The following is a 21271-nucleotide window of genomic DNA, read 5'->3' on the forward strand; positions in this document are numbered from 1 at the left end:
CGATTGCTCAATCCAGCCATGAGAAGGCAGGGTTTTCTCACCTTTATCGTTAATGGCGACATCCAGCGCCAACACAATATGCTCGCCACCGTATTTACGGATCCAGCTTTGTACCAGCTCTGGCTGACGAATGGCCAGGCTGCCTATAACCACCCGGCCTGCGCCAGCATCCAGTAAATCAACAACATCCTGTTCGCTTCGCACGCCGCCACCCACCTGAATGTGCAGCGGCGAGGCCGTCATCAGCTCAGTTAGCAGCGCCAACTGTCGTTTGCTGGCATCTTTGGCACCGGATAAATCTACGATATGCAACCAATCACTACCATCTTGTGCATAGCTATTACGTAATGTCAGCGGGCTGAACTGGTACTCTGTGGTACTGTCATAGCGGCCCTGATATAGCCGCACTACGGTACCGTCAATTAAATCGATTGCCGGGATAATCACAACTGCCACTCCAGAAAATTTTGTAATAAGCGGGCGCCGGTTTTACCGGAACGCTCCGGGTGAAACTGGGCGCCTGCCACGTTATCTTTGCCAATTACTGCAGCAAAATCACTGCCGTAGTGGCATTGTGCCAGCGAATAAGCACTGGGGGCTGCGGCAAAACTGTGCACAAAGTACATATAATCGCTGCTGCTAAAGCCCTTTAGTATCGGGTGTTTGCTGATACTATGTAACGTATTCCAACCCATATGCGGCAGGCGTAAGCCAGCACTTTGCATCGGCAATACGGCCCCTGGGATCAGATTAAGGCAGGGCACATCACCTTCCATGCTGTGGCTTGTCAGCATTTGCATCCCCAAACAAATACCCAGTAGCGGCTGCTGCAAACCCTGCAAGGTAGTAATCAGTTCGCTATGCTGCAGCTGAGCCATCGCATTGTGGGCCGTGCCAACGCCGGGCAATACCACTTTGTCGGCAGCTTTAATGACGGCTGCCTCACGGCTGATGGTGGCGTCAGTGCCTAAGCGCTTAAACGCAAAATACACTGAGCTGATGTTCGCGCAGCCGGTATCAACAATAACCAGTTGCATTACAGCACTCCCTTTGAGCTTGGCAGCGCTTCGCCAGAGACGGTAATGGCCTGGCGTAACGCGCGGCCAAAGGCTTTAAACAGACCTTCGACCATATGGTGCTTATTGCCGTCAGAAACCGACAAGTGCAAACTGATTAACATGGCATCGCTGATTGAGCGGAAAAAGTGTGGCACCATTTCCAGGTTCAGACCGCCAACACTACCTTCGCCTAGCGCAGCATCAAATTTAAATAACGGTCGGCCGGATAAATCGAGAATACATTCAGCCCGGCATTCGTCCATTGGCAGCACAAAACCGAAGCGGTTAATGCCACGCTTATTGCCCAGTGCTTGCTTTAACGCTTGGCCCAGCGCCAGTGCGGTATCTTCAACACTGTGGTGATCATCAATGTGTAAATCGCCGGCAACCTTAACCTGCAGCGAAAAACCACCATGGGTCGCAATCTGCTCCAGCATATGGTCAAAAAAACCCACGCCGGTGTTAAAACTGTTGTTGCCGCTGCTATCTAAATCGACGCTGATTTCAATATCGGTCTCGCGGGTAGTCCGGCGCACACTGGCCTGTCGCCCGCGGCTTAACAAGCGCTTGGTGATCTCTGGCCAGCCCAGGGTTTGCCGGTTGTACTGAAATGACGGCAAGCCCATATTGTCGGCCAGTTGGACGTCGGTCAGGCGGTCGCCAATCACATAAGAATTGGTAAAGTCTATTTTGCCCTGCTGCAGGTAATCCTTAACCAGTCCCAGCTTTGGCTTACGGCAGCTACAGTTGTCTTGTTCAAAGTGCGGACAAATCAGCACATCGTCAAAAACAATGCCTTGCGAGGTGAGCAGCTGCATCATTTTGTTGTGCGGCGCATCAAAGGTGTCCCGGGGGAAACTGGCGGTGCCAAGACCATCCTGATTGGTCACCATAACCAGTCGGTAACCTGCAGCCTGCAACTTCAGCAGTGCTGGCACCAGATCAGGCTCATATGCGAGCTTCTCCAGGCTATCCAGTTGCTTGTCGACGGGTGGCTCTTCCACCATGGTGCCATCGCGGTCAATAAATAATATAGGTTGGCCACTCATGCATGTTCTCTCTTTGATTGCTGATAGGTTAAAAAATACTGCTGCAGCGCCGTTGCCAGGCGCTGCATTTCGGCGGCGCTGCCGATAGACACCCTTACCACCTGAGATAATCCAAGTTGGCTGGATTGATTGCGGATCAGAATATCGGCATTGATCAGCGCGTTGACACAGTCTGCGGCATCCGCCACTTGTAGTAATACATAGTTGGCGTTACTGGGCCATACTCTTTCTACCCCCGGCAGGGAACTGGCCAGCTTGATAAAGTCGCTTCGCAGCGCATTTATTGTGGCGACGCTTTGTTGCATCTGGGCAATGCCTGCTGCCGACAGCGCCTGAGCTGCAATTTGCGCCACTGGCTCTGCAATCGGGTAGGGGGCTATCATTTTTTTCAGCGCATTAATCACCTCAGCGCTGGCCAGAGTGAAGCCACAGCGCAGCCCGGCCAGCCCAAACGCTTTAGACAAGGTGCGCAGTATCACTAAATGCGGGTAGCGGCTTAATAGCGGTACCACCGAGGCTGCCGGTGCAAATTCAATGTAAGCTTCGTCTACCACCACCAGAGCTTTGTCCTTAAAATGCTCCAGCACGGCAATAATCTGTGCAGCCGGGATCAGGTCACCGGTCGGGTTATTCGGGCTGCAAATAAACACCAGTTTGGGACGGGTAGCAAAAATGCCGTCCAGATCCAACTGTTCACTGTTCAGTAGCAATACCTTGTTTACCGCAGTCTGGTTACTTTGAGCGCTTATGGCATACATGCCATATGTCGGCGGGCAAATGGTAATGCTGTCACTGTTTGGTTCGCAAAAGCTGCGGATCAACAGCTCAATACCTTCATCTGCACCGCGGCTGACCAGCACTTGCTCGGGCGCTACACCCGCATAAGCGGCGTAAGCATTGATGACAGATTTCGGCTGACACGATGGATACCGGTTAAAGGTGCCGTCAAGCTGATACGCCGGAGCCAGTGCGTTTTCATTGGCGTTCAGCCATACCGCGCCACCACTCATACTGCTGCGGGCTGACGCATAAGGCACCAAATCTTTGACCAGTTGCCTGGCCAGGGTATTTACTGCAGCACCAGTTTGCTCTGTCATACCGTTTCTCCATCCATCATAGTGTTTTGTGCTGTTGTATCATCAAGTGCTGCCAGGCGCAGCCTTACCGCATTGGCATGCGCTTGCAGGCTTTCTGCTTCGGCCAGCGTGACAATAGCGGGGCCAATGTTGCGCATGCCAGTGGCCGATAGCTTCTGAACAGTGTAACGCCGGTAAAAGTCAGTTAGTGACAAGCTCGATACGGTTTTACTGTAACCGTAGGTTGGCAGCACGTGATTGGTGCCACTGGCATAGTCACCAGCCGACTCCGGTGTCCACTGGCCGACAAAGATACTGGCGGCACTATCAAATTGATCGATTAGCGCATCGTCATTGGCCGTTTGCACAATTAAGTGCTCTGGCGCATAGGCATTAGTAACGGCGACAGCCTGGTCTAAATCCGCGGTTAAAATATAACGGCTGTGACTGAGCGCGGCTGCGGCAATGTCTTTACGCGGTAACTGCACCAATTGCGCCGCAACTTCAGCTTGAACTGCTTCAATAAGCGTAAGGCTATCACTGACTAAGATCACCTGTGAGTCAGGGCCATGTTCAGCCTGAGAGAGTAAATCAGCTGCCACAAAAGCGGGGTTAGCACTGTGATCTGCCAGCACCAACACCTCTGAGGGGCCGGCTGGCATATCAATCATCGCACCCCTGACGTCCTGGCTTACTTGCTGCTTTGCCTCGGTAACATAACGATTGCCCGGTCCAAAGATTTTATCTACCTTGGCGATGGTTTCCGTGCCATACGCCAGGGCAGCGATAGCCTGTGCACCACCAATGGTATAAATTTCAGTTATACCGCACAGCTCCGCCGCATATAAAATTTCCGGCGCGATATCATCAGCGGCCGGTTTACCAGGGGGCGTTACCAGCACTGGCCGCGGACATCCCGCCAGTTGCGCTGGCACCCCCAGCATTAATACCGTAGAGGGCAGGGGCGCACTGCCGCCCGGAATATACAGGCCAACCGCACTGATGGCGCGGCTTTTTAACTGGCACTGCACACCACTGCTGGTTTCGACACTGATATCCCGTGGTAACTGCGCGGCATGAAACTTACGAATGTTATCATAAGCCAGTTCGATGGCCGCTTTGCGCGCGGGCAATAACGTTGCCAGTATAGCTTGCTTTTTACCGTCACTTAATCGCAGCGCATTATGGTTTAAGCCGTCAAATTGCTGACTGTAAGCGCGAAGTGCATTATCACCCTGTTGCTTTACGGTGTTAATAATGGCGCTGACCTGCTCAGCTAAACCCGCCGAGCCGGCCAAATCGGGCCGGGCCAGGGCCTTTTGCTGCGCGTTGGCCGATAACTGTGACCAGTTAATCAGGGTAGTCGAAGCACTAGCCAGAGTATTTGCCATGTTTACTCCATCATTTTTTCAATGGGTAACACTAAAATAGAGCTGGCGCCAAGCGCTTTTAATTGCTCCATGGTTTCCCAGAACAGGGTTTCACTACTTACCACGTGGATCGCCACCATACTGTCATTACCTGCCAGTGGCAGCATGGTCGGGTTTTCAGCACCAGGTAGCAAGGCAATCACTTCGTCTAGTTTTGCGCGGGGCGCGTGTAGCATAATGTATTTACTTTCATTGGCTTGCATTACGCCATTGATCCGTGGCATTAACTTATCTATCAGTTTTAACTGTTTGCTGTCAGTTAATGTTTTACGCTGGATCAGTACGGCCTTGCTGCGGTATATCACATCCACTTCTTTTAGACCGTTTGCTTCAAGCGTGGCACCGGTTGATACTAAATCACAGATCGCGTCAGCTAAACCGGCACGTGGTGCCACTTCCACTGAGCCTTTTAAATTAACGACCCGTGCCTGAATGCCTTGCTGCTTTAAATAGCGACCAAGCAATCTTGGGTAAGTCGTTGCGATGGTTTTACCATTGAGTGAAGCCGGGCCCTGATATTCATCTTCCTGAGGTATGGCGATTGACAGACGACAGCCACCAAAATCCAGTCGTTTTAATACGGTGTAATCGAAGCTGTCATTATCCAGCTGCCGTTGCAGTGACTCTTCTTCCAGCACGTTTTCACCAACAATGCCCAAATCACATACTCCGTCCATCACCAGACCAGGGATGTCATCATCACGAACCCGCAGAATATCAATGTCCATATTCTCGACATGGGCAATCAAACGCTGCTCGCGAAGGTTGATTTTTAAGCCGCAGCTGGTGAATAAAGCCTGCGAGTCAACCGATAAACGGCCAGATTTCTGCATAGCGATACGTAAACGTTTACTTTCTGTTGCCGGATTCATATTGGTCTCCATGACAATAACTGAAAAAAAATGAACACAATAATAAACAAAAACCCCGGGCCTGAGCTCGGGGTTTTTGTTACGTTACCACCGGAGCGCCAGACCTCTGCCCTCCGAAATTTCGGACGGCTAGTACCTGTGATGATGGTGCAGCGCGGTAACTTTTAGCATTTTTGTCATTCTTGCGACTTAAGATGTTATACAAGTTACCCTTGTGGTGGAAAAAGCGCAAGGGTGCCTGGAAAATCACAAGTGATAGCAGTTTGTATTAACTGTTTGAAAGTAAACAATAATAAATTTTATAGCGAAAAGGTGAATTAATTTATTTTTTCATAACTCCAGCGTTAAGTGAATTTTGCGGTTAAAATGCAGTCAACTTGTATAGTCAATGCGTTAATAATTTAAGATATTCGCAGTCAGGCCGATATCTAAAGTAACGCCAGAGTAACTGGGGCTTTTCATCAGGGGACAAATATGGATGCCTTTATGCCATTTATACCGCGGGTGCCGGGGACGCCGGTCGATCCTGATCCCAGACAGGTGGTCCCGGTATTTAAAGAAGCCCGGTTAAGTCCATTAAAACAACACGAACAGAAGTTTTTGATCCTACGTCGTCCGCCGCCTCGCCGCGGTAATCTGGATGAGCACTATCCCGAACCTCCCTATACCACTCCGGAAGAAGAACAACGTGTTGATAAAGATGGTCATCTGGATATTTTTGTCTGATTTTTTCTGTTGAAAAAGGCATAATAGCGCTCTTTTAACGTGCAGGCGCCGCTGTGACTATCTTGAACTCCAGTATCTACCCGCTAAACAATGTATTTACGACACCATGACGAGTGCACTGGCCAGACAGGTTCTTGCAGCGTTTGCGGTAAAAGGCAAACTTGCCAGCAATATCAGTGGTTTTAATCCACGCGCGGCCCAATTGCAGATGGCTGAGGCGGTTGCCAGTGCCATTAGTGCAAATACTTCGTTGGTAGTGGAAGCAGGTACCGGCACCGGAAAAACCTATGCTTATCTGGTACCGGCATTACTGTCAGGTAAAAAGGTTATACTCTCTACCGGAACTAAAAACCTGCAAGAGCAACTGTTTTTACGTGACTTGCCCAAAGTCCAGCAGGCGCTGGCCAGCCCTATCCATACTGCGCTGTTAAAAGGTCGGGCGAATTACCTGTGCTTGTTTCGGTTAGAGCAGCATTATAATCATGTGCCGGTTCAGGATGAGCAATTGATCCAGGATTTAAGTCTGATCAAAAAATGGTCTGCCGAGACCCAGTCGGGGGATATTGGTGAGCTAAGTTATATTGCGGAAGACTCCAAAGCGCTGCCCTACGTTACCAGTACTACCGACAATTGCCTGGGCAAAGACTGCCCGGTATATGAAGATTGTCTTTTACTCAAAGCCCGTAAAAATGCGCAGGCTGCTGATTTAGTAGTGGTTAACCATCATTTGTTCTTTGCTGATCTGGCCCTGAAAGACACTGGCTTTGGTGAACTGCTGCCAGAAATGGATGTGATTATTTTTGATGAAGCGCATCAGCTGCCGGATATTGCCAGTGACTATTTTGGTGAGCAGGTTTCCAGTCGCCTGTTACTGGATTTATGCCGCGATCTGGAGCTGGCGTGTAAATCAGAGTTACGTGACCATCCGCAGTTGGTCAAAGTAGCGGAAAAACTGGCGAGTCTGGTCCGCGACTGGCGCTTACTGTTCAGCGCCGAACCAGGCCGTGGAAATTGGCGAGACCTGGCGCAGCAACCACCGATGCAAACCGCACTGACCCGGGTCAATGACGCGATCGATATGTTGTATCAGGTATTAAAAGGGAGTTTGGGGCGCAGCGATACAGTAGACAGCGTATTTGAGCGTTTGGCGCAGCTGAAAAACCGTCTACTGAAAATGCAGGACTTACAGCAAACCGGCGTAAGCTTGTGGTACGAAACTACCCGGTTGCATGTCAGTTTGCATTTAACCCCGCTTAGTATCGCTGAGCGTTTTAAGGCAATCGTGGCGGCAGGGCAGCGCAGCTGGATTTTTACCTCTGCCACGTTGTCTGTCAATGAAGGTTTCAGCCATTATACCGCCCAGATGGGGCTGGACGAAGCGCAAACCTTACTGCTGGAAAGCCCCTTCGATTACGCCAGCCAGGCCATGCTTTGCCTGCCGCGCTACTTACCCGAACCACATCAGCAACAAATGGGCCCGGCTTTACTGGAATTGGCGGTGAAGCTGATTAAAGCCAACAACGGCCGCTGTTTTTTCTTGTTTACCAGCCATCGGATGTTGCAATGGATGGCTCAGGCACTTCCTGAGCACATCAACCAGCCAGTACTGGTGCAGGGCAGCACCGGAAAGCGCTTATTACTGGAACAGTTTGTGACCCTGGATAACGCTGTGCTGCTGGGCACCGGCAGCTTCTGGGAAGGTGTTGACGTGCGGGGAGATACGCTAAGTTGCGTGATTATTGATAAACTACCTTTTGCCTCGCCGGATGATCCTTTGTTACAAGCGCGCAGCGAAGACTGTCAGCGTCGTGGCTTAGATCCGTTTAGCACGGTGCAGTTGCCCCAGGCGGTAATTACCTTAAAGCAGGGGGTAGGCCGGCTAATACGTGATGTTACCGACCGCGGTGTGTTGGTTATCTGTGATAACCGGCTGGTGACCCGGCCCTACGGCAGTGTATTTTTAAAAAGCTTACCGCCCATGCGTCGCAGTCGCTCGCTGAATGAAGCCGTCGCATTTTTACAACAAACCAGACAGGAACAATAAAGTGAAGTTACTGGCATTAGATACCTCAACTGAAGCATGTTCAGTGGCATTGTTACAACAGAACACGATTATCGCGTTAGACGAAGTATGTCCGCAGCAGCATAGTAAAAGGGTTCTGCCAATGATTGACCGCTTACTGGCGGACGCAGGACTGAGTTTAAATGCGCTTGATGGTATTGTTTTTGGCCGCGGTCCCGGCAGCTTTACCGGGGTGCGCATTGGTGTCTCGGTGGCGCAGGGGCTGGCTTTTGGTGCCGACTTACCGGTTTACGGGGTCTCGACCCTGGCAGCAATGGCTCAGGCTGCGGCGCGGTTATATCAGGCAAAGCAAATTGTTGCTGCTATTGATGCTCGCATGGCAGAGGTGTACCTGGCCAGCTTCAGCCTGGATGCTGACGGTGTGTTACAACAACTGTGCGCAGAACAGGCGGTAAAGCCGCAACAACTTGCGCCACTTGGCCTGACGGGCGAGGTGGTTGCGGTAGGTACCGGTTGGCAAACCTATGCCAACGAGTTGCAGCAGGTTCAACGCGCCCGGATCGTTACTGATATTCTGTATCCATCAGCGCAGGATATGCTTACATTAGCCCAGAGTGCTTATACTCAGGGACATTTTGTCAGTGCAGAAAATGCCGAGCCGGTGTATGTGCGTGATGAGGTAAGCTGGAAAAAGCTGCCAGGTCGATAAAATACTTGGTTAAACCTGCAAACTGGTTATAATTAAGCCAGTTCGCTTACTATGAAGTTGTTATGAGCCTGACTGTTAATCAAAGCCTGAATGTTCCCGCTAATGTTGCCAGTGTGTTTGCTGGCACAGAGCAGCGCCGTGCGCCCCAACTGGATGAAAAGCCGTCAATTACCCCACAAGGTGAAGGTGTCAGGGCTAGTCAGCAAGCGATTAACCTGCTCGATAGCGAACAACGTAGCAAGCAAAACAATTTTCAAAATGCGAATTCCAGTCGCGGCCAGCAAGCTGTTGCCGCTTATCAAAGCCAGCAAAATGAGCAGCGCCGTGCCGAAGTCCAGTCATTACTGGGTGTTGATCTTTACGCCTGAGCCAATCCAGTCGCGCGAAATTGCCGTAACTCTCTTATAATTACCTCTTTAACGGCTGCGACGCAGCGACATTATAAGGATGTATTATGGCTAAAACCTGCCTGATCACCGGTGCCAGTTCTGGCATGGGTAAAACAACTGCACTGCATTATGCCGCTAAAGGCTGGCAGGTTTTCGCGGTGGCCCGCTCAGCCGATAAATTAGCTGAACTGGCTGCAAGTAATAGTAATGTAAAGCCGGTAAGTTTAGACGTTACCGATAGTGTAGCCCTGGCGAACTGGACAGCGGGTTTGCCCGCAGGCCAGAAATTTGACGCGGTAATTCTTAATGCGGGTACCTGTGAATATGTAGAGGCGACAGATCTTGACCTGGCCGCATTTGAACGTACCTTTGCGGTCAATGTTCAGGGTGTCGTTGCCTGTACAAGGTATCTTCTGCCGCTGCTGAATAAAGGAAGTCATCCCACCCTTGCGATAGTAAGTTCTATGTCTCATTTTTTCCCGTTCACCCGCGCTGAGGCTTATGGCGCCAGTAAAGCCGCGGTAGCTTATTTTGCTGAAAGTTTGCGGGTTGATTTGGCTGACACTGATATTAACGTCTGTTTAATAGAACCGGGCTTTATCGACACCCCGCTTACCCGCAAAAACGACTTTGAAATGCCGTTTTTGATGGCTCCGGAAGATGCAGCAAAGCGCATATTCAAAGGGATTAGCGATGGAAAAACACGGTTGCGTTTTCCGCGGCGGCTAAGTTTTGTGTTAAAAACGCTGGGGTTATTACCCTACAACCTGCGCAATAAAATTGCCAGTAAGATGAAACAACAATGAGTAATATCAGCACTTCTGAGCCAACTGCCGGGTATTTAAATCCGCCCAAAGGCATTCACTGGCGATCTATTATAGGGTTTGAGCTGGCGTGGTTGGCATTGGTATATTTTCAGAGCTGGGCTATTGCGCCGGCAATTGCTTACGGCATATATGGTGTTTACTGTTTGCCGGCGCGCGCAAGAATGGCCGTGTTGCTAATTGGGCTTACTGGTGTCGTCATTGACACGGTGCTGGTAAGCAATAATATTATTTCGTTTAGTGACAACGCATTATTACCGGTCTGGTTTATCTTAATCTGGTTCTTATTTGCTCTGGCAGCTGTTGAAACCATGTCGCGGTTTTTGAGTCCGTGGTGGTTGGGGTTTTTACTGGGCGCAACCGGGGGGCCACTGTCTTACCTTGGTGGCGCCGCACTTAGTGGTGGTCTGTTACAGTTTCCGATGGCGCACTGGTCGTTTGTGGTACTAGTCTTGGTGTGGGGTTCGCTTGGGGTGATATTAGGGTATAGCCGGAGGTTTTATGTTCAAGCTGATAGTTAGTTTATTGATATTCGGTTTTAGCGCTATGGTTGCGGCAACGCCAGAGCTGAAAACGGTAGGCGAGGGCAGTTACCGTTATTTGTTCTGGCAACTTTATGATGCCAGGTTAGCCAGTACGCATGGTACCTTCAGCGATTACCAGCAAACCAGGCCATTGCTGTTGGAATTGACCTATAAACGGGATATTAGTAAGAAAGAGTTTATTGACGCAACCGTAGACCAGTGGCAGGAGCTTGACCATAGCACAGAGCAACAGCAGCGTACGTGGGCTGCGACTCTGGATGAATTATGGCGTGATGTTACAGAGGGAGATCGGCTGGCAGCTCTGCTGACTGAGCAGGGGCAGGTTCAATTTTATTTTAATGGCGATGATATCGGAGTGGTCGAGGATCCTGAATTTGCGCCGGCATTTTTTGATATCTGGCTGCATCCGGACACCACTGCACCAAAATTACGACGCCAGCTTCTGGCCACAGAATAGTGTGAGCTTTACTGCTAACCAGAGCAACGGGCGTGTAGCGCAAAGCCTTATTGGCCGTTTTGAATATACTGAATCAGTTTTTTGGCAATTTCTGTATTATCCATAAAGCCGGTAAACTCGCCCGCATTTTTTCCGTAGGCCATTACCGGGACATCGGCGGCAGTATGGCCGCTGCTGGTCCAGCCGGTTAATGAAGCATCGCTGATAAACTGTAAAATCTGGCTGCGGGCTACTTTTTCATCATCGTCTTTAAGTGCCTTCAGCAGTAAATTCAACTGTTTTTTGTCTAAGACAAGCCCGGTTAGCTCGGTAAAATGCTTGTGGATTTGCTGCTGATTTTCAAGTTGTTGCAGCTGCTTCGCAATGACCCGGCCTGTTGCTTTCACTTTTCGGATAACCTCAGTTCGCCATTGATAGATCCCATTGGCACCCAAAGATAAACCGCCGGTTTCATGGTCAGCAGTAATAATAAGTATGGTATCAGGATGGGCATCAACGTAGGCCTTGGCAACTTCAATTGCTTTTGCAAAATCGTGCATTTCAGCCATGGCACAGGCAATATCATTATCGTGGCCGCACCAATCGATCTGGCTGCCTTCCACCATTAACACAAAACCATTTTCTGCACCCGATAATAACTGCAGCGCTTTATCCGTCAAGGTCGCCAGCATGTTATCAACATCAGAATTCAATACTGCTGGCAGGGCGTCTTCCGATAGTAAAGCAAGCGCGGGTAACCGGGTAATCCGATCAAGCTTGGCATAGTCGTCAGTATACTGGTAACCCAGTGCGCTAAAGCCATCAATTAAGTTACGATCTTCCCTTACAAAATATTTACTGCCACCGCCAATAATTAAATCGGCAACAGGTTTGCCGTCAATTCGGTAATCCAGATACATATCGGCGATATCGTTCATATTACGCCGGCTTTTACTGTGCGCCAGGAATGAGGCCGGGGTGGCATGATTCACCTGCGAGCTGGCGACAATGCCATTGGTTTTGCCCAGCCGTTTGGCTAATTGCATCATGGTGCCGATGGGAATATGTTGCCGGTTAACCGAAATAGCGCCGTTATAACTTTTAACTCCGGTAGCCAGAGCCGTTGCGCCTGCGGCTGAGTCGGTTACCAGAGTATCATCGTCCGGATAGGTGCTGGCTATGCCAGTCAATAAATCATCAAAAACCGTAGGGGCAATGTCTGGTTCTGCCGGGTCGTGTTGATAATAACGATACGCTGCTACATACGACGGCCCCATACCATCGCCAATCATATAAATGATGTTTTTGGGAGCGGCAATGGCATTTAATGGCAGTAGGCTCGCTAAGGTGACAAATAAAAAGGCTGAGCGCATGGTATAAACCTTGATGGTGTTCGGTATGAAACATAGTTTACGTCAACGGTGCAGGGCGACCAAGTGCCTTGCGACGGGCAAACATCATTTTACTTTAAGTTTATCAAATAGGTGTTTTGCTGGACAATTTTCGCCAGGGCAGGCTATCTTAGAACGAATGCGTTGTATTGTGGTCCTACGTATATGATGTATAGCAAGCTGAATAGTGGTAAAAGGAAGCTATGAAAAAAATAATAATAAACATAGTACTGGCAGTAGTACTGACATCTGCAGTGAGCCTGGTATGGCAAACGCAGGCATCCGAGGCTGATCCGCGGCAAAAATTAAGTGAGCTGGCGCTGCATAGCGAGCGCAGCGCAGAGCATATCGCCCGTAACCAGTACAGACATCCTGCTGATACGCTGCATTTTTTTGGTTTAAAGCCCCAGATGTCAGTGCTGGAAGTGTGGCCCGGTCGTGGCTGGTACACCGAAATTCTGGCGCCCTATCTAAAAGAGCAGGGCCAGTTGACTATTGCGCAGTTCAGCCATGATGACGGCACGTTAAAGGACGAGAGAGCAAAGTTCTGGGCGCGCTTAAGCGCTGAACTTTCTGAGCGTATTGCGGCGCAGCAGCATTATTTTGGAACGGTTCAACAAGTTGAATTCGAACCTCCTTATTTTCAGCCTGCCTTAGCGGCGGAACAGTTTGATATGGTGCTGTCATTTCGTAATGCCCATATCTGGGATGAAAGAGGGCACTTATCTGCGACCTTGCAAGCTTTATATGATCTTATTGCACCTGGCGGCGTACTTGGGTTAGTTGAGCACCGTGCAGCCACCTTATCTGACACCACCAGTGTGGCTGTTGAGGGGTATCTGGATGAAGCCTATGTAATTGCCGCAGCTGAGCAAGTGGGTTTTGAGTTGGCTGAACGCAGCGAAATAAACGCAAATTTGCGTGATACCAAGGACCACCCAAAAGGGGTATATACCCTGCCACCGACTCTGGCACTGGGCAATTATAACCGCGAACTGTATCAGGCGATTGGTGAAAGTGATCGGATGACCTTAAAGTTCATAAAACCGGCAAATGGACGTTGATTGGCGCGAACGACAGCAAGCTAATTGTGCAACACGGGCAATTGTGGGATGATTAGCGCTAGAGTAAATACTCAATATCAGGCTTATTAACCAGCAATAAAGCATCAGAAGCTATTGCGGGCAGCCATTTTTATAACTATAAAATAATAACTTTAAAAGAAAGGAGTGGACGGTGGATAAAGTTTGGTTAAAGCGTTACCCGTCAGGTGTGCCTGCAGAAATTGATGCTGATCATTACCCTTCCCTGCTCGATATCTTCACCCAGAGCATTAGTCAGTTTGCCGATAAGACTGCGTTTATCAATATGGGTAAAAGCATTAGTTATCGCGAATTAGACAAGTTAAGTAAAGCCTTTGCGGCTTATTTACAAAAAGACCTTGGCCTGAAAAAAGGCGATGCGGTTGCCATTATGATGCCTAATTTATTGCAGTATCCGGTAGTTTTAATGGGGGTTCTGCGAGCCGGTTGCACTGTGGTTAACGTTAATCCACTTTATACGCCGCGTGAATTACAACATCAGTTAACTGACTCAAAAGCAAAAGCGATTGTTATCGTTGAAAATTTTGCCCACACCCTGGCGGCAGTTGAAAAGCAGGTTGGGCTCGACCACATTATTCTTACTAAAATGGGTGACATGCTGGGGCTGGTAAAAGGCAGTATCGTCAATCTGGTTGTGAAACATGTTAAAAAGCTGGTTCCTGCTTATTCCTTAAGTAAAACCATCACTTTTAATGCAGTGTTGGAAAAAGGTCAGCATTTAAAATATCAAAAGCCAGAGATAAATGGTGAAGATATCGCTTTCTTGCAATATACCGGAGGTACTACCGGCGTTTCAAAAGGGGCGATGTTGTCGCATCGCAATATGGTAGCAAACCTGGAGCAATGCAGCGGGTTTCTTGATAGCTTTTTGGAGAAGGGTAAGGAGCACGTTGTGACAGCGTTGCCGCTTTATCATATCTTTGCCTTAACGGCGAATTTCTTCACCTTCTTCAAGTATGGTGGCACCAATTTACTGATCACGAATCCACGTGACATGCCGGCGTTTGTTAAAGAGCTGGCTAAATTTCCGTTTACCGCTATCACTGGGGTTAATACCCTGTTCAACGGTTTGCTTAACACACCCGGTTTTGCCGAATTAGACTTTAGTCGCTTAAGGTTAGTACTCGGTGGTGGTATGGCGGTGCAACGCCCTGTCGCAGAGCGTTGGAAAAAAGTTACCAAAACCCGTTTGTTGGAAGGTTACGGCTTAACCGAGTGTTGTCCGCTGGTCACGCTTAGTCCTTTCGATTTGGATGATTTTAATGGCAGTATTGGCTTGCCAGCCCCCTCAACTTTAATTCGGATTGTAGACGAAGAGGGTAATGATGTTGCCATTGGTGAGCCAGGTGAGATGCTGGTGCAGGGGCCGCAAGTGATGGTTGGGTACTTAAACCGGCCGGAAGAAACCGCCAAAACCATTAAAAACGGCTGGTTGTACACTGGTGATATTGCCACCATGGATGATGAAGGCTTTTTCTATATTGTCGATCGCAAAAAAGACATGATTATTGTCTCGGGCTTCAACGTATTTCCAAATGAGATTGAGGAAGTCGTGGCAATGGATGAAAAAGTACTGGAAGTGGCGGCCGTTGGCGTGGCGAATGAAGCGTCCGGTGAAATTGTAAAGGTTGTTATCGTTAAGAAAGATCAATCGCTGACAGAACAGGAAGTGATTGCTCACTGCAAACAACATTTAACGGGCTACAAGGTGCCAAAACTGGTAGAATTCCGGGACGAGTTACCGAAAACCAATGTTGGTAAGATCCTGCGGCGCGAGCTGCGTGATTGATCCAAAACCGGCTGTTGCCGGTTTTGTTTTTTATGAGATGTATAAATGAGTTACTTGATCACTGATAACCACAGTCTGGCGCAGTATTGCCAGAATGCTGCTGGCCAGAGTGCACTGGCCGTTGATTCTGAGTTTATCCGCCAGAGCACCTTGTATCCGAAACTGGGTTTAATTCAGCTATTTGACGGTAAGCAGCTGGCGCTGGTTGATCCACTGACTATTACTGACTGGCAGCCATTAGCCCAGCTGTTTGCAGATGAAACCATCGTTAAAACGCTTCACTCCTGTACGGAGGATTTGGAAGCGCTTGCTACCATTGGCATTAACCATATTCAGCCACTATTCGATACTCAACTGGCAGCAGAGTTGCTGGGCCTGGGCAGTAGTATTGGCTATGCCAGGCTGGTTGAGCAGGCAACCGGTGAGTTGCTGGATAAAAGTGAATCACGCACCGATTGGCTGGCCCGGCCTTTGGCCGAAAAGCAATTGGAGTATGCAGCAAACGACGTAACCTATCTGCTGCCGCTTTACCAATATTTGCTGACCCAGTTTAAGGATCCGGCATTGCTACCTTTGTTACTGGCAGAAGGGCAGCAATTACAACAGCGGCGAGCAAATCCGCTACCTCCACGGTTAAAATACCTGGAAATTAAAAATGGCACCTTACTGCGCAGCCGCGACTTAGCCGTACTGCGCGAGCTGGTAGCATGGCGGTTGGAGTACGCTGCCAGTCGCGATCTGGCACTGGGCCTGGTGATTAAAGACTTTCAAATGCTTGAGCTGGCGAAACGTAAACCCGGCTCGGTGGAGAGTTTATTAAATATTCCGGGCATGACTGGGCGGGATTTACGCCGTCATGCTAAAACCATTATAGAATTAATTGAACATGCTAAGCAGCTGCCACAGGACGCGTGTCCGCAACCGTTCTACTATGTAGAACATTTTCCAGGTGAGAAAGCAGTTTTGGCTGAACTGGGCAGTACCATCAAAGAGGTCGCAGCTAACACGGGCATACCTGCAGCGTTTATATCGGTGCGACGCCAATTACATGAGTATTTTAACTGGTGTTGGCGGGTAACCGAGCAAGAAAGGGCATTGCTGCCAGTACCGGAATATTTATCCGGCTGGCGTCAGCAACTGTTGTTGCCGCACTTGCCTGCACCGGCTCAAGTGCAAAATTTAATTAAAAACTTGATGTAAACGTTTGGTGAGTAAATTTAGATCATTAGAAAAATTTGAATGATTTATATAACTTTCTGCATTAAAAAAAATCTGATCTCTTTCAATTGTTAGTGGCGTAAACATTTCGCAATTTATAACTGAAGGGTAACGATCATGAAAGGAATTTTAAAATTTGCAGTCCCCACTTTATTAACAATATCACTTTCTGGCTGCTGGTTAGACGGTGACTCTGACCCACTACCAACACCCACTCCGCCACCGCCACCACCACCAGTGGTTGATGCCACCTTACAGGTAGTTCACACCTCAGTAGATGCGCCAGATGTTAATGTACTTGCCGACGGTTCTGCTGTTATCGAGGGATTAATGTTTGGGCAGGCATCGGATGTTCTGTCGTTGCCGCCAACAACTTACAGTGTGGCGGTAGATGCTATTCTACCAGGTGAAACTACCGCAACTGTTATTGGTCCGCTTGATTTAGCGCTTGAAGAAGCCGTACGTTACACGGTGTTTGCTGTGGGTAAAGTCGCGGAAGAGACACTGGAGCCGCTGGTCGTTACCGGCACTGTTGACGATGTTGCTGCAGGTAAAATCCGGCTGCAGGTCGTGCATGCCGCTTCAACCGCACCTGAAGTGGATATTCACGTTACTGCACCCGATGCAGAACTGGGCGCGCCATTAGCCACCTTAATGTATAAAGATTTCACTGAGTTTGTTGAAGTAGACCCAGGTGAGTATCAGGTACGTGTCGCTTTGCCAGGTACTGATACCGTGGTGTTCGACAGTGGCTCCCTCGATTTGTCAGCTGCGGGTACGGATTTGATTGTTGCTGCAGTAGACACTCGCTTTTCGGGTGAATCACCAATTTCATTGCTGGCAGTAGGCCAGGATGGCAGTGAGCTTGACATCCTTGACGTCAACGCAACATCTTCGGTACGTGTAGTGCATAACGTCTCTGACGCCCCAGCAGTAGATGTTATTGTTAATGATGCGATAACTCTGGTCGATGCATTATCCTTTCCTGATTTTACCGACTACAATACCGTTGCACCGGATACCTACAACGTAAAAGTCGCTGCTGATGCCGATAATAGTGTGGTGGTGATAGATGCAGACTTAACCCTCGAAGCCGGTGCTTTTTACAGTGTACTGGCAGTGGGTTCTTTGGGTGAAGATAGCATTGAAGCACTGGTATTAGCGGATACACCGCGTCGTGTTGCCACCGAAGCACAGGTTCGGATTGTGCATGGTTCAACGTTAGCTGGTAATGTCGATATTTATGTTACCGCGACGGAAGATATTTCTGCTACAGACCCTGCGTTTGCAGATGTACCCTTTAAAGCAGAAACAGGTTATGTATCACTTGCTGCTGGCGATTATGTGGTAACCGTTACACCTGCTGGTAGCAAAATGGCAGCCATTGGCCCGGTAGTGTTAACGCTGGAAGCGAACAGTATTTACACTGCTATCGCCCGTGATGGTGCAGGTTTAACTGCCGATGTCGGGTTAATATTAATGGATGACTTTGTTGTAGAGTAAGCTAAAGACGCTGTCGACAGTTTACCGAAGAAAACGCCCGCTATTGCGGGCGTTTTTTTATGATCGCATAACCGGTTTTAGGTTAATGGCGGTTAAATATTTTGCCTGTAACAATAGAAAAGTTGATGCTTTGTTTTGGTTGAACAAGGCGGTGCTGGAAGACGCGCAAACGGTGAATTTAATTAAGTTAGAAATTCAAGATCTTGGTATGCCTGCAAATTGTTATAACAGTTGGGTGCACTAACGGATCAAAATGGTCAGGTTCATTGATTTTTAATGACATTGACGCTGCTGATTTTTGTTGAAAACTGAATCAAGCCTATAGCGCTTTTTATTTGAGGTTACTAACTTGTCATTGTTACTCATGGTGGTTGTGTTTGGGATATTGGCTTATGCGCTTTGGCGATACTACCTCACACATTTTTCGGCTTTAGCGCATGCCAGGAAAAGTGCTCATCTTCCGCTTAGTGCCAACGCGCTGCAAACGGCTATTGAGGAAGCAGAGAGTTGTGGTGTAGCCTCAGCATTTAATGCTTATATTGAAGGGGTTCAATGCCGACTGGGCCGCGATAATTTGCAGGTTGGTCATTTGCTGTGGATTTTTGACCAGTTAGAGGAAAATCTTTGCTATGAGCAGAACATGATTATTCCTACTTTTGCTGAACACTGAAATCAATGACCCGGACCCTATTGATTCTGTTGCATATCACATTAATAAGGCTTCCTATCTAGTTGATATTTCAATTTTTAATCTGAAATGTTAAAAAAAATCAACATGCCAGGTAGCGGATAACGGTTTCGTTTGCCATTTTAAATAGTGGTAAAGGGGACAAACAAGAGGAGCGGGCGGCTATTGCGCTATGTGAAGTCCACCAGATGGCTCCATTCTCCGCTAACACCTGACTGTTTGTGCCAATAATGCTACGTAGCCCTTTAACAAGCGCGAAAAAGGGATACGGAGCCAACAATTGAAAAGTGATTCACTTGATTTCTTCCGATCCCGGTTCTTACATTTTCACGATAACCCGGCCCTGTACCTTGCCCGCTAACAATGCTGTAGCGGATTCTATAACCTGATCTAACGAAATAATATGACTGATAACGTCAAAGTCTTCGGGGCTTAGGATTTCACTAAGGCGTTGCCACGCTTGCACCCGATCAGCTAAGGGCCGCATTACACTATCAATACCATACAAGGTTACTCCTCGTAGAATAAACGGGGCAACGGATGACGGGAAATCCATCCCCTGAGCCAGACCGCAAGCAGCAACGGCACCGCCATAGCGGGTACTGGCACAGGCATTTGCCAGAGTGTGGCTGCCGACACAATCGACCACACCGGCCCAGCGCTCTTTTTGCAGCGGTTTTCCAGGTTCACTCAATTGGGCTCGGGCCAAAATATCCACTGCGCCCAATTGTTTAAGGTAGGCGCTCTCTTCTGGCCGCCCTGTGGCGGCAACGACCTGATAACCCATTTTGCTTAATATTCGCACGGCATAACTGCCGACACCGCCATTTGCGCCGGTTACTAATATTTCGCCATGCTCTGGGGTAATACCATGTTTTTGCAGTGCTAACACACACAGCATAGCGGTATAACCGGCAGTTCCTGCCGCCATAGCCTGTTCAGGTGCCAGACCTGATGGCAGTGGGATCAGCCAGTCGCTTTTCAGGCGGGCTTTCTGAGCTAGGCCACCCCAGTGACCTTCGCCAACGCCGAAACCATTTAACAGGACCTTATCGCCAACTTTAAAACGCTCAGAGTCGGATTGCAGCACTTCACCTACCAAATCAATGCCTGGTACCATAGGGAAGTTGCGTACTACCGGGGCCTTACCCGTTATTGCCAGGGCATCTTTATAATTGATAGTACTGGCAACGACCTTAACGGTAACATCACCTGCAGGAAGTTGTTGTTCGTCCACGTCGCTTAATACTGAGTGATACCCTTGCTCGTCTTTATTAATCAGGATGGCTTTAAACATGTGTTTCTCCATTACGATGAGTTACTGAGAAGTATTGCTAAAACTAACGTAGCAGCTGCTGTAGAAAAAACTGGCCAAACTGGTGAAGCGGTATATCAGAGCTCACTAAACGGGCACGTGATACCGCGCCTTCCCAGCCTATCCAAAATATTTCGGCTAAATATTGACACTCTTTATCAGGACTTATTTCTCCCTGTGCTTGCGCCAGGCGCAAACAGCCGGCAACTTTGTTTTGCCAGCTATGGTAAGTATCGATAATAGCCTGGTGAAAAGCTGTAGGTAGCGTTGCTACCTCCACTTCTAAATTACCGATAAGGCAGCCGCGGCGGTAGTCATATCTGGCCATACTCGTGCTGGCATCTGCCATAAAATTCTTTAACCGCTGCAGTGGGGCGACACTATCATTTTTAAGACTGCGGTCTAACTTGTTTTCAAAATACCGCCGATATTGATCAAGCACCTGCAAACCAAAGTCTTCCTTGTTATCAAAGTGATGATAAAAAGAGCCTTTTGGAACCTGAACGGAACGCAAGATATTATCAAGACTGCTTAGATTAAAGCCGGTAGTGGTTAACCACGTTAAGCCGGCCCGCAGCAACACAGCTTTGGTATTGGCTGGCGCATCCTGACTTATTTTAGGTCTGCCTCGGCGGCGTTTCAGGTTGTCCATTGATAGCTCATACTCATTTTATTTAAATTAGACCGGCTAGTCTAAAGTAGGCGATGTTGGATCAGTTTGCAAGCGGGTAACTAAATGAGAGGGCGGTAAAACTAAAAACCCATAACTAAGGGAGTGAGCCAAAGTATGCAGATTAATTAAGGGAATAACACAAAAAACCCGCGTTAAGCGGGCTTTATTATTTAGCTATCAGATGTTTAGCGCTTAGCGTTTATCGTCGGGGAAGGTAACGTTAAGCTCGAGCACGGATATCTGATCGCCGCGTTGCTCCAGCGATACGGCAATTTGATCAGCCGGAATATCCACGTATTTGCGGATCACTTCCAGAATGTCGCGTTCCAGCTGCGGCAGATAATCCGGGCCGTTGCGGCGTTTACGCTCGTGGGCGACAATAATTTGCAACCGCTCTTTGGCGGTGCTGGCGGTGTTTTTCTTGGTTGAGCGAAAATAATCCAGTAATGACATC

At 48.7% G+C, this 21271-nt stretch carries 22 protein-coding genes; 12 read left to right on the top strand and 10 right to left on the bottom strand.

Annotated features, from left to right (window positions below; genetic code table 11):
• The 6 genes from ABY802_RS08735 to hisG all read right to left on the bottom strand — a co-directional run.
• Nucleotides 1–447, bottom strand: a 447-nt coding sequence (locus tag ABY802_RS08735; RefSeq protein ID WP_372626661.1) for a HisA/HisF-related TIM barrel protein, incomplete at its 3' end; no start/stop codon positions are given.
• The gene (gene hisH, locus ABY802_RS08740; RefSeq protein WP_372626662.1) at nucleotides 444–1037 is read right to left on the bottom strand and encodes an imidazole glycerol phosphate synthase subunit HisH; all 594 of its coding nucleotides are present in this window, start codon (nucleotides 1035–1037) and stop codon (nucleotides 444–446) included. The genes hisH and ABY802_RS08735, both read right to left, overlap by 4 nt.
• Nucleotides 1037–2107 carry a bifunctional histidinol-phosphatase/imidazoleglycerol-phosphate dehydratase HisB gene (hisB, locus tag ABY802_RS08745; RefSeq protein WP_372626663.1) on the bottom strand — a complete coding sequence of 357 codons (1071 nt, stop codon included), beginning with the start codon at nucleotides 2105–2107 and terminating at the stop codon, nucleotides 1037–1039. Before hisB ends, hisH begins: the two co-directional genes overlap by 1 nt.
• A complete protein-coding gene (hisC, locus tag ABY802_RS08750; RefSeq protein WP_372626664.1) occupies nucleotides 2104–3204 on the bottom strand; it encodes a histidinol-phosphate transaminase in 1101 nt (366 codons plus the stop codon). The genes hisB and hisC overlap by 4 nt, the downstream gene beginning before the upstream one ends.
• Nucleotides 3201–4574, bottom strand: coding sequence for a histidinol dehydrogenase (gene hisD / locus ABY802_RS08755; RefSeq protein ID WP_372626665.1), 1374 nt, complete (start codon nucleotides 4572–4574; stop codon nucleotides 3201–3203). Before hisD ends, hisC begins: the two co-directional genes overlap by 4 nt.
• Nucleotides 4575–4576: 2 nt before the next feature.
• A complete protein-coding gene (hisG, locus tag ABY802_RS08760) occupies nucleotides 4577–5485 on the bottom strand; it encodes an ATP phosphoribosyltransferase (protein ID WP_372626666.1) in 909 nt (302 codons plus the stop codon).
• A 486-nt stretch (nucleotides 5486–5971) separates the two neighbouring features.
• Between hisG and ABY802_RS08765 the strand changes: the two genes are divergently transcribed.
• From ABY802_RS08765 to ABY802_RS08795, 7 genes are all read left to right on the top strand, one after another.
• Nucleotides 5972–6211 (top strand): hypothetical protein, encoded by a 240-nt coding sequence (locus ABY802_RS08765; RefSeq protein WP_372626667.1) that lies wholly within the window; start codon nucleotides 5972–5974, stop codon nucleotides 6209–6211.
• A gap of 106 nt (nucleotides 6212–6317) precedes the next feature.
• Nucleotides 6318–8255 carry an ATP-dependent DNA helicase gene (locus ABY802_RS08770; RefSeq protein ID WP_372626668.1) on the top strand — a complete coding sequence of 646 codons (1938 nt, stop codon included), beginning with the start codon at nucleotides 6318–6320 and terminating at the stop codon, nucleotides 8253–8255.
• 1 nt (nucleotide 8256) lies between these two features.
• Nucleotides 8257–8943, top strand: a complete 687-nt coding sequence (gene tsaB, locus ABY802_RS08775) for a tRNA (adenosine(37)-N6)-threonylcarbamoyltransferase complex dimerization subunit type 1 TsaB (protein ID WP_372626669.1) — start codon at nucleotides 8257–8259, stop codon at nucleotides 8941–8943.
• 62 nt (nucleotides 8944–9005) lie between these two features.
• A complete protein-coding gene (locus tag ABY802_RS08780) occupies nucleotides 9006–9311 on the top strand; it encodes a hypothetical protein (protein ID WP_372626670.1) in 306 nt (101 codons plus the stop codon).
• Between the two features lie 86 nt (nucleotides 9312–9397).
• Entirely contained in the window at nucleotides 9398–10138 is a 741-nt protein-coding gene (locus tag ABY802_RS08785; RefSeq protein ID WP_372626671.1) for an SDR family NAD(P)-dependent oxidoreductase, read from the top strand.
• Nucleotides 10135–10677, top strand: a complete 543-nt coding sequence (locus ABY802_RS08790; protein WP_372626672.1) for a DUF2878 domain-containing protein — start codon at nucleotides 10135–10137, stop codon at nucleotides 10675–10677. The genes ABY802_RS08785 and ABY802_RS08790 overlap by 4 nt, the downstream gene beginning before the upstream one ends.
• Nucleotides 10658–11158, top strand: a complete 501-nt coding sequence (locus tag ABY802_RS08795; protein ID WP_372626673.1) for a chalcone isomerase family protein — start codon at nucleotides 10658–10660, stop codon at nucleotides 11156–11158. The genes ABY802_RS08790 and ABY802_RS08795 overlap by 20 nt, the downstream gene beginning before the upstream one ends.
• 47 nt (nucleotides 11159–11205) lie before the next feature.
• Here ABY802_RS08795 and ABY802_RS08800 read toward each other — a convergent pair whose 3' ends face one another.
• Nucleotides 11206–12510, bottom strand: a complete 1305-nt coding sequence (locus ABY802_RS08800; RefSeq protein ID WP_372626674.1) for an alkaline phosphatase — start codon at nucleotides 12508–12510, stop codon at nucleotides 11206–11208.
• A gap of 221 nt (nucleotides 12511–12731) precedes the next feature.
• Here ABY802_RS08800 and ABY802_RS08805 point away from each other — a divergent pair, with 221 nt between their 5' ends.
• The 5 genes from ABY802_RS08805 (at nucleotide 12732) to ABY802_RS08825 (ending at nucleotide 18811) form a co-directional block, all read left to right on the top strand.
• Nucleotides 12732–13592: a class I SAM-dependent methyltransferase gene (locus tag ABY802_RS08805; protein ID WP_372626675.1), complete on the top strand. Its 861-nt coding sequence runs from the start codon at nucleotides 12732–12734 to the stop codon at nucleotides 13590–13592.
• Nucleotides 13593–13764: 172 nt separating this feature from the next.
• Entirely contained in the window at nucleotides 13765–15420 is a 1656-nt protein-coding gene (fadD, locus tag ABY802_RS08810; RefSeq protein ID WP_372626676.1) for a long-chain-fatty-acid--CoA ligase FadD, read from the top strand.
• A 45-nt stretch (nucleotides 15421–15465) separates the two neighbouring features.
• Nucleotides 15466–16620, top strand: coding sequence for a ribonuclease D (gene rnd / locus ABY802_RS08815; RefSeq protein ID WP_372626677.1), 1155 nt, complete (start codon nucleotides 15466–15468; stop codon nucleotides 16618–16620).
• Nucleotides 16621–16755: 135 nt separating this feature from the next.
• Nucleotides 16756–18141 (top strand): DUF4397 domain-containing protein, encoded by a 1386-nt coding sequence (locus ABY802_RS08820; protein WP_372626678.1) that lies wholly within the window; start codon nucleotides 16756–16758, stop codon nucleotides 18139–18141.
• Between the two features lie 349 nt (nucleotides 18142–18490).
• Nucleotides 18491–18811, top strand: coding sequence for a hypothetical protein (locus ABY802_RS08825; RefSeq protein WP_372626679.1), 321 nt, complete (start codon nucleotides 18491–18493; stop codon nucleotides 18809–18811).
• Nucleotides 18812–19148: 337 nt separating this feature from the next.
• On the opposite strand, the gene ABY802_RS08830 is transcribed toward ABY802_RS08825, so the two are convergent.
• From ABY802_RS08830 to minE, 3 genes are all read right to left on the bottom strand, one after another.
• A complete protein-coding gene (locus ABY802_RS08830; protein WP_372626680.1) occupies nucleotides 19149–20126 on the bottom strand; it encodes an MDR family oxidoreductase in 978 nt (325 codons plus the stop codon).
• Nucleotides 20127–20169: 43 nt separating this feature from the next.
• Nucleotides 20170–20796, bottom strand: a complete 627-nt coding sequence (locus ABY802_RS08835; RefSeq protein ID WP_372626681.1) for a TetR/AcrR family transcriptional regulator — start codon at nucleotides 20794–20796, stop codon at nucleotides 20170–20172.
• A gap of 213 nt (nucleotides 20797–21009) precedes the next feature.
• Nucleotides 21010–21270, bottom strand: coding sequence for a cell division topological specificity factor MinE (gene minE, locus ABY802_RS08840; RefSeq protein WP_019675453.1), 261 nt, complete (start codon nucleotides 21268–21270; stop codon nucleotides 21010–21012).
• Nucleotide 21271 lies beyond the last annotated feature (1 nt).

Source organism: Arsukibacterium sp. (assembly GCF_041616895.1).
Classification (GTDB): domain Bacteria; phylum Pseudomonadota; class Gammaproteobacteria; order Enterobacterales; family Alteromonadaceae; genus Alishewanella.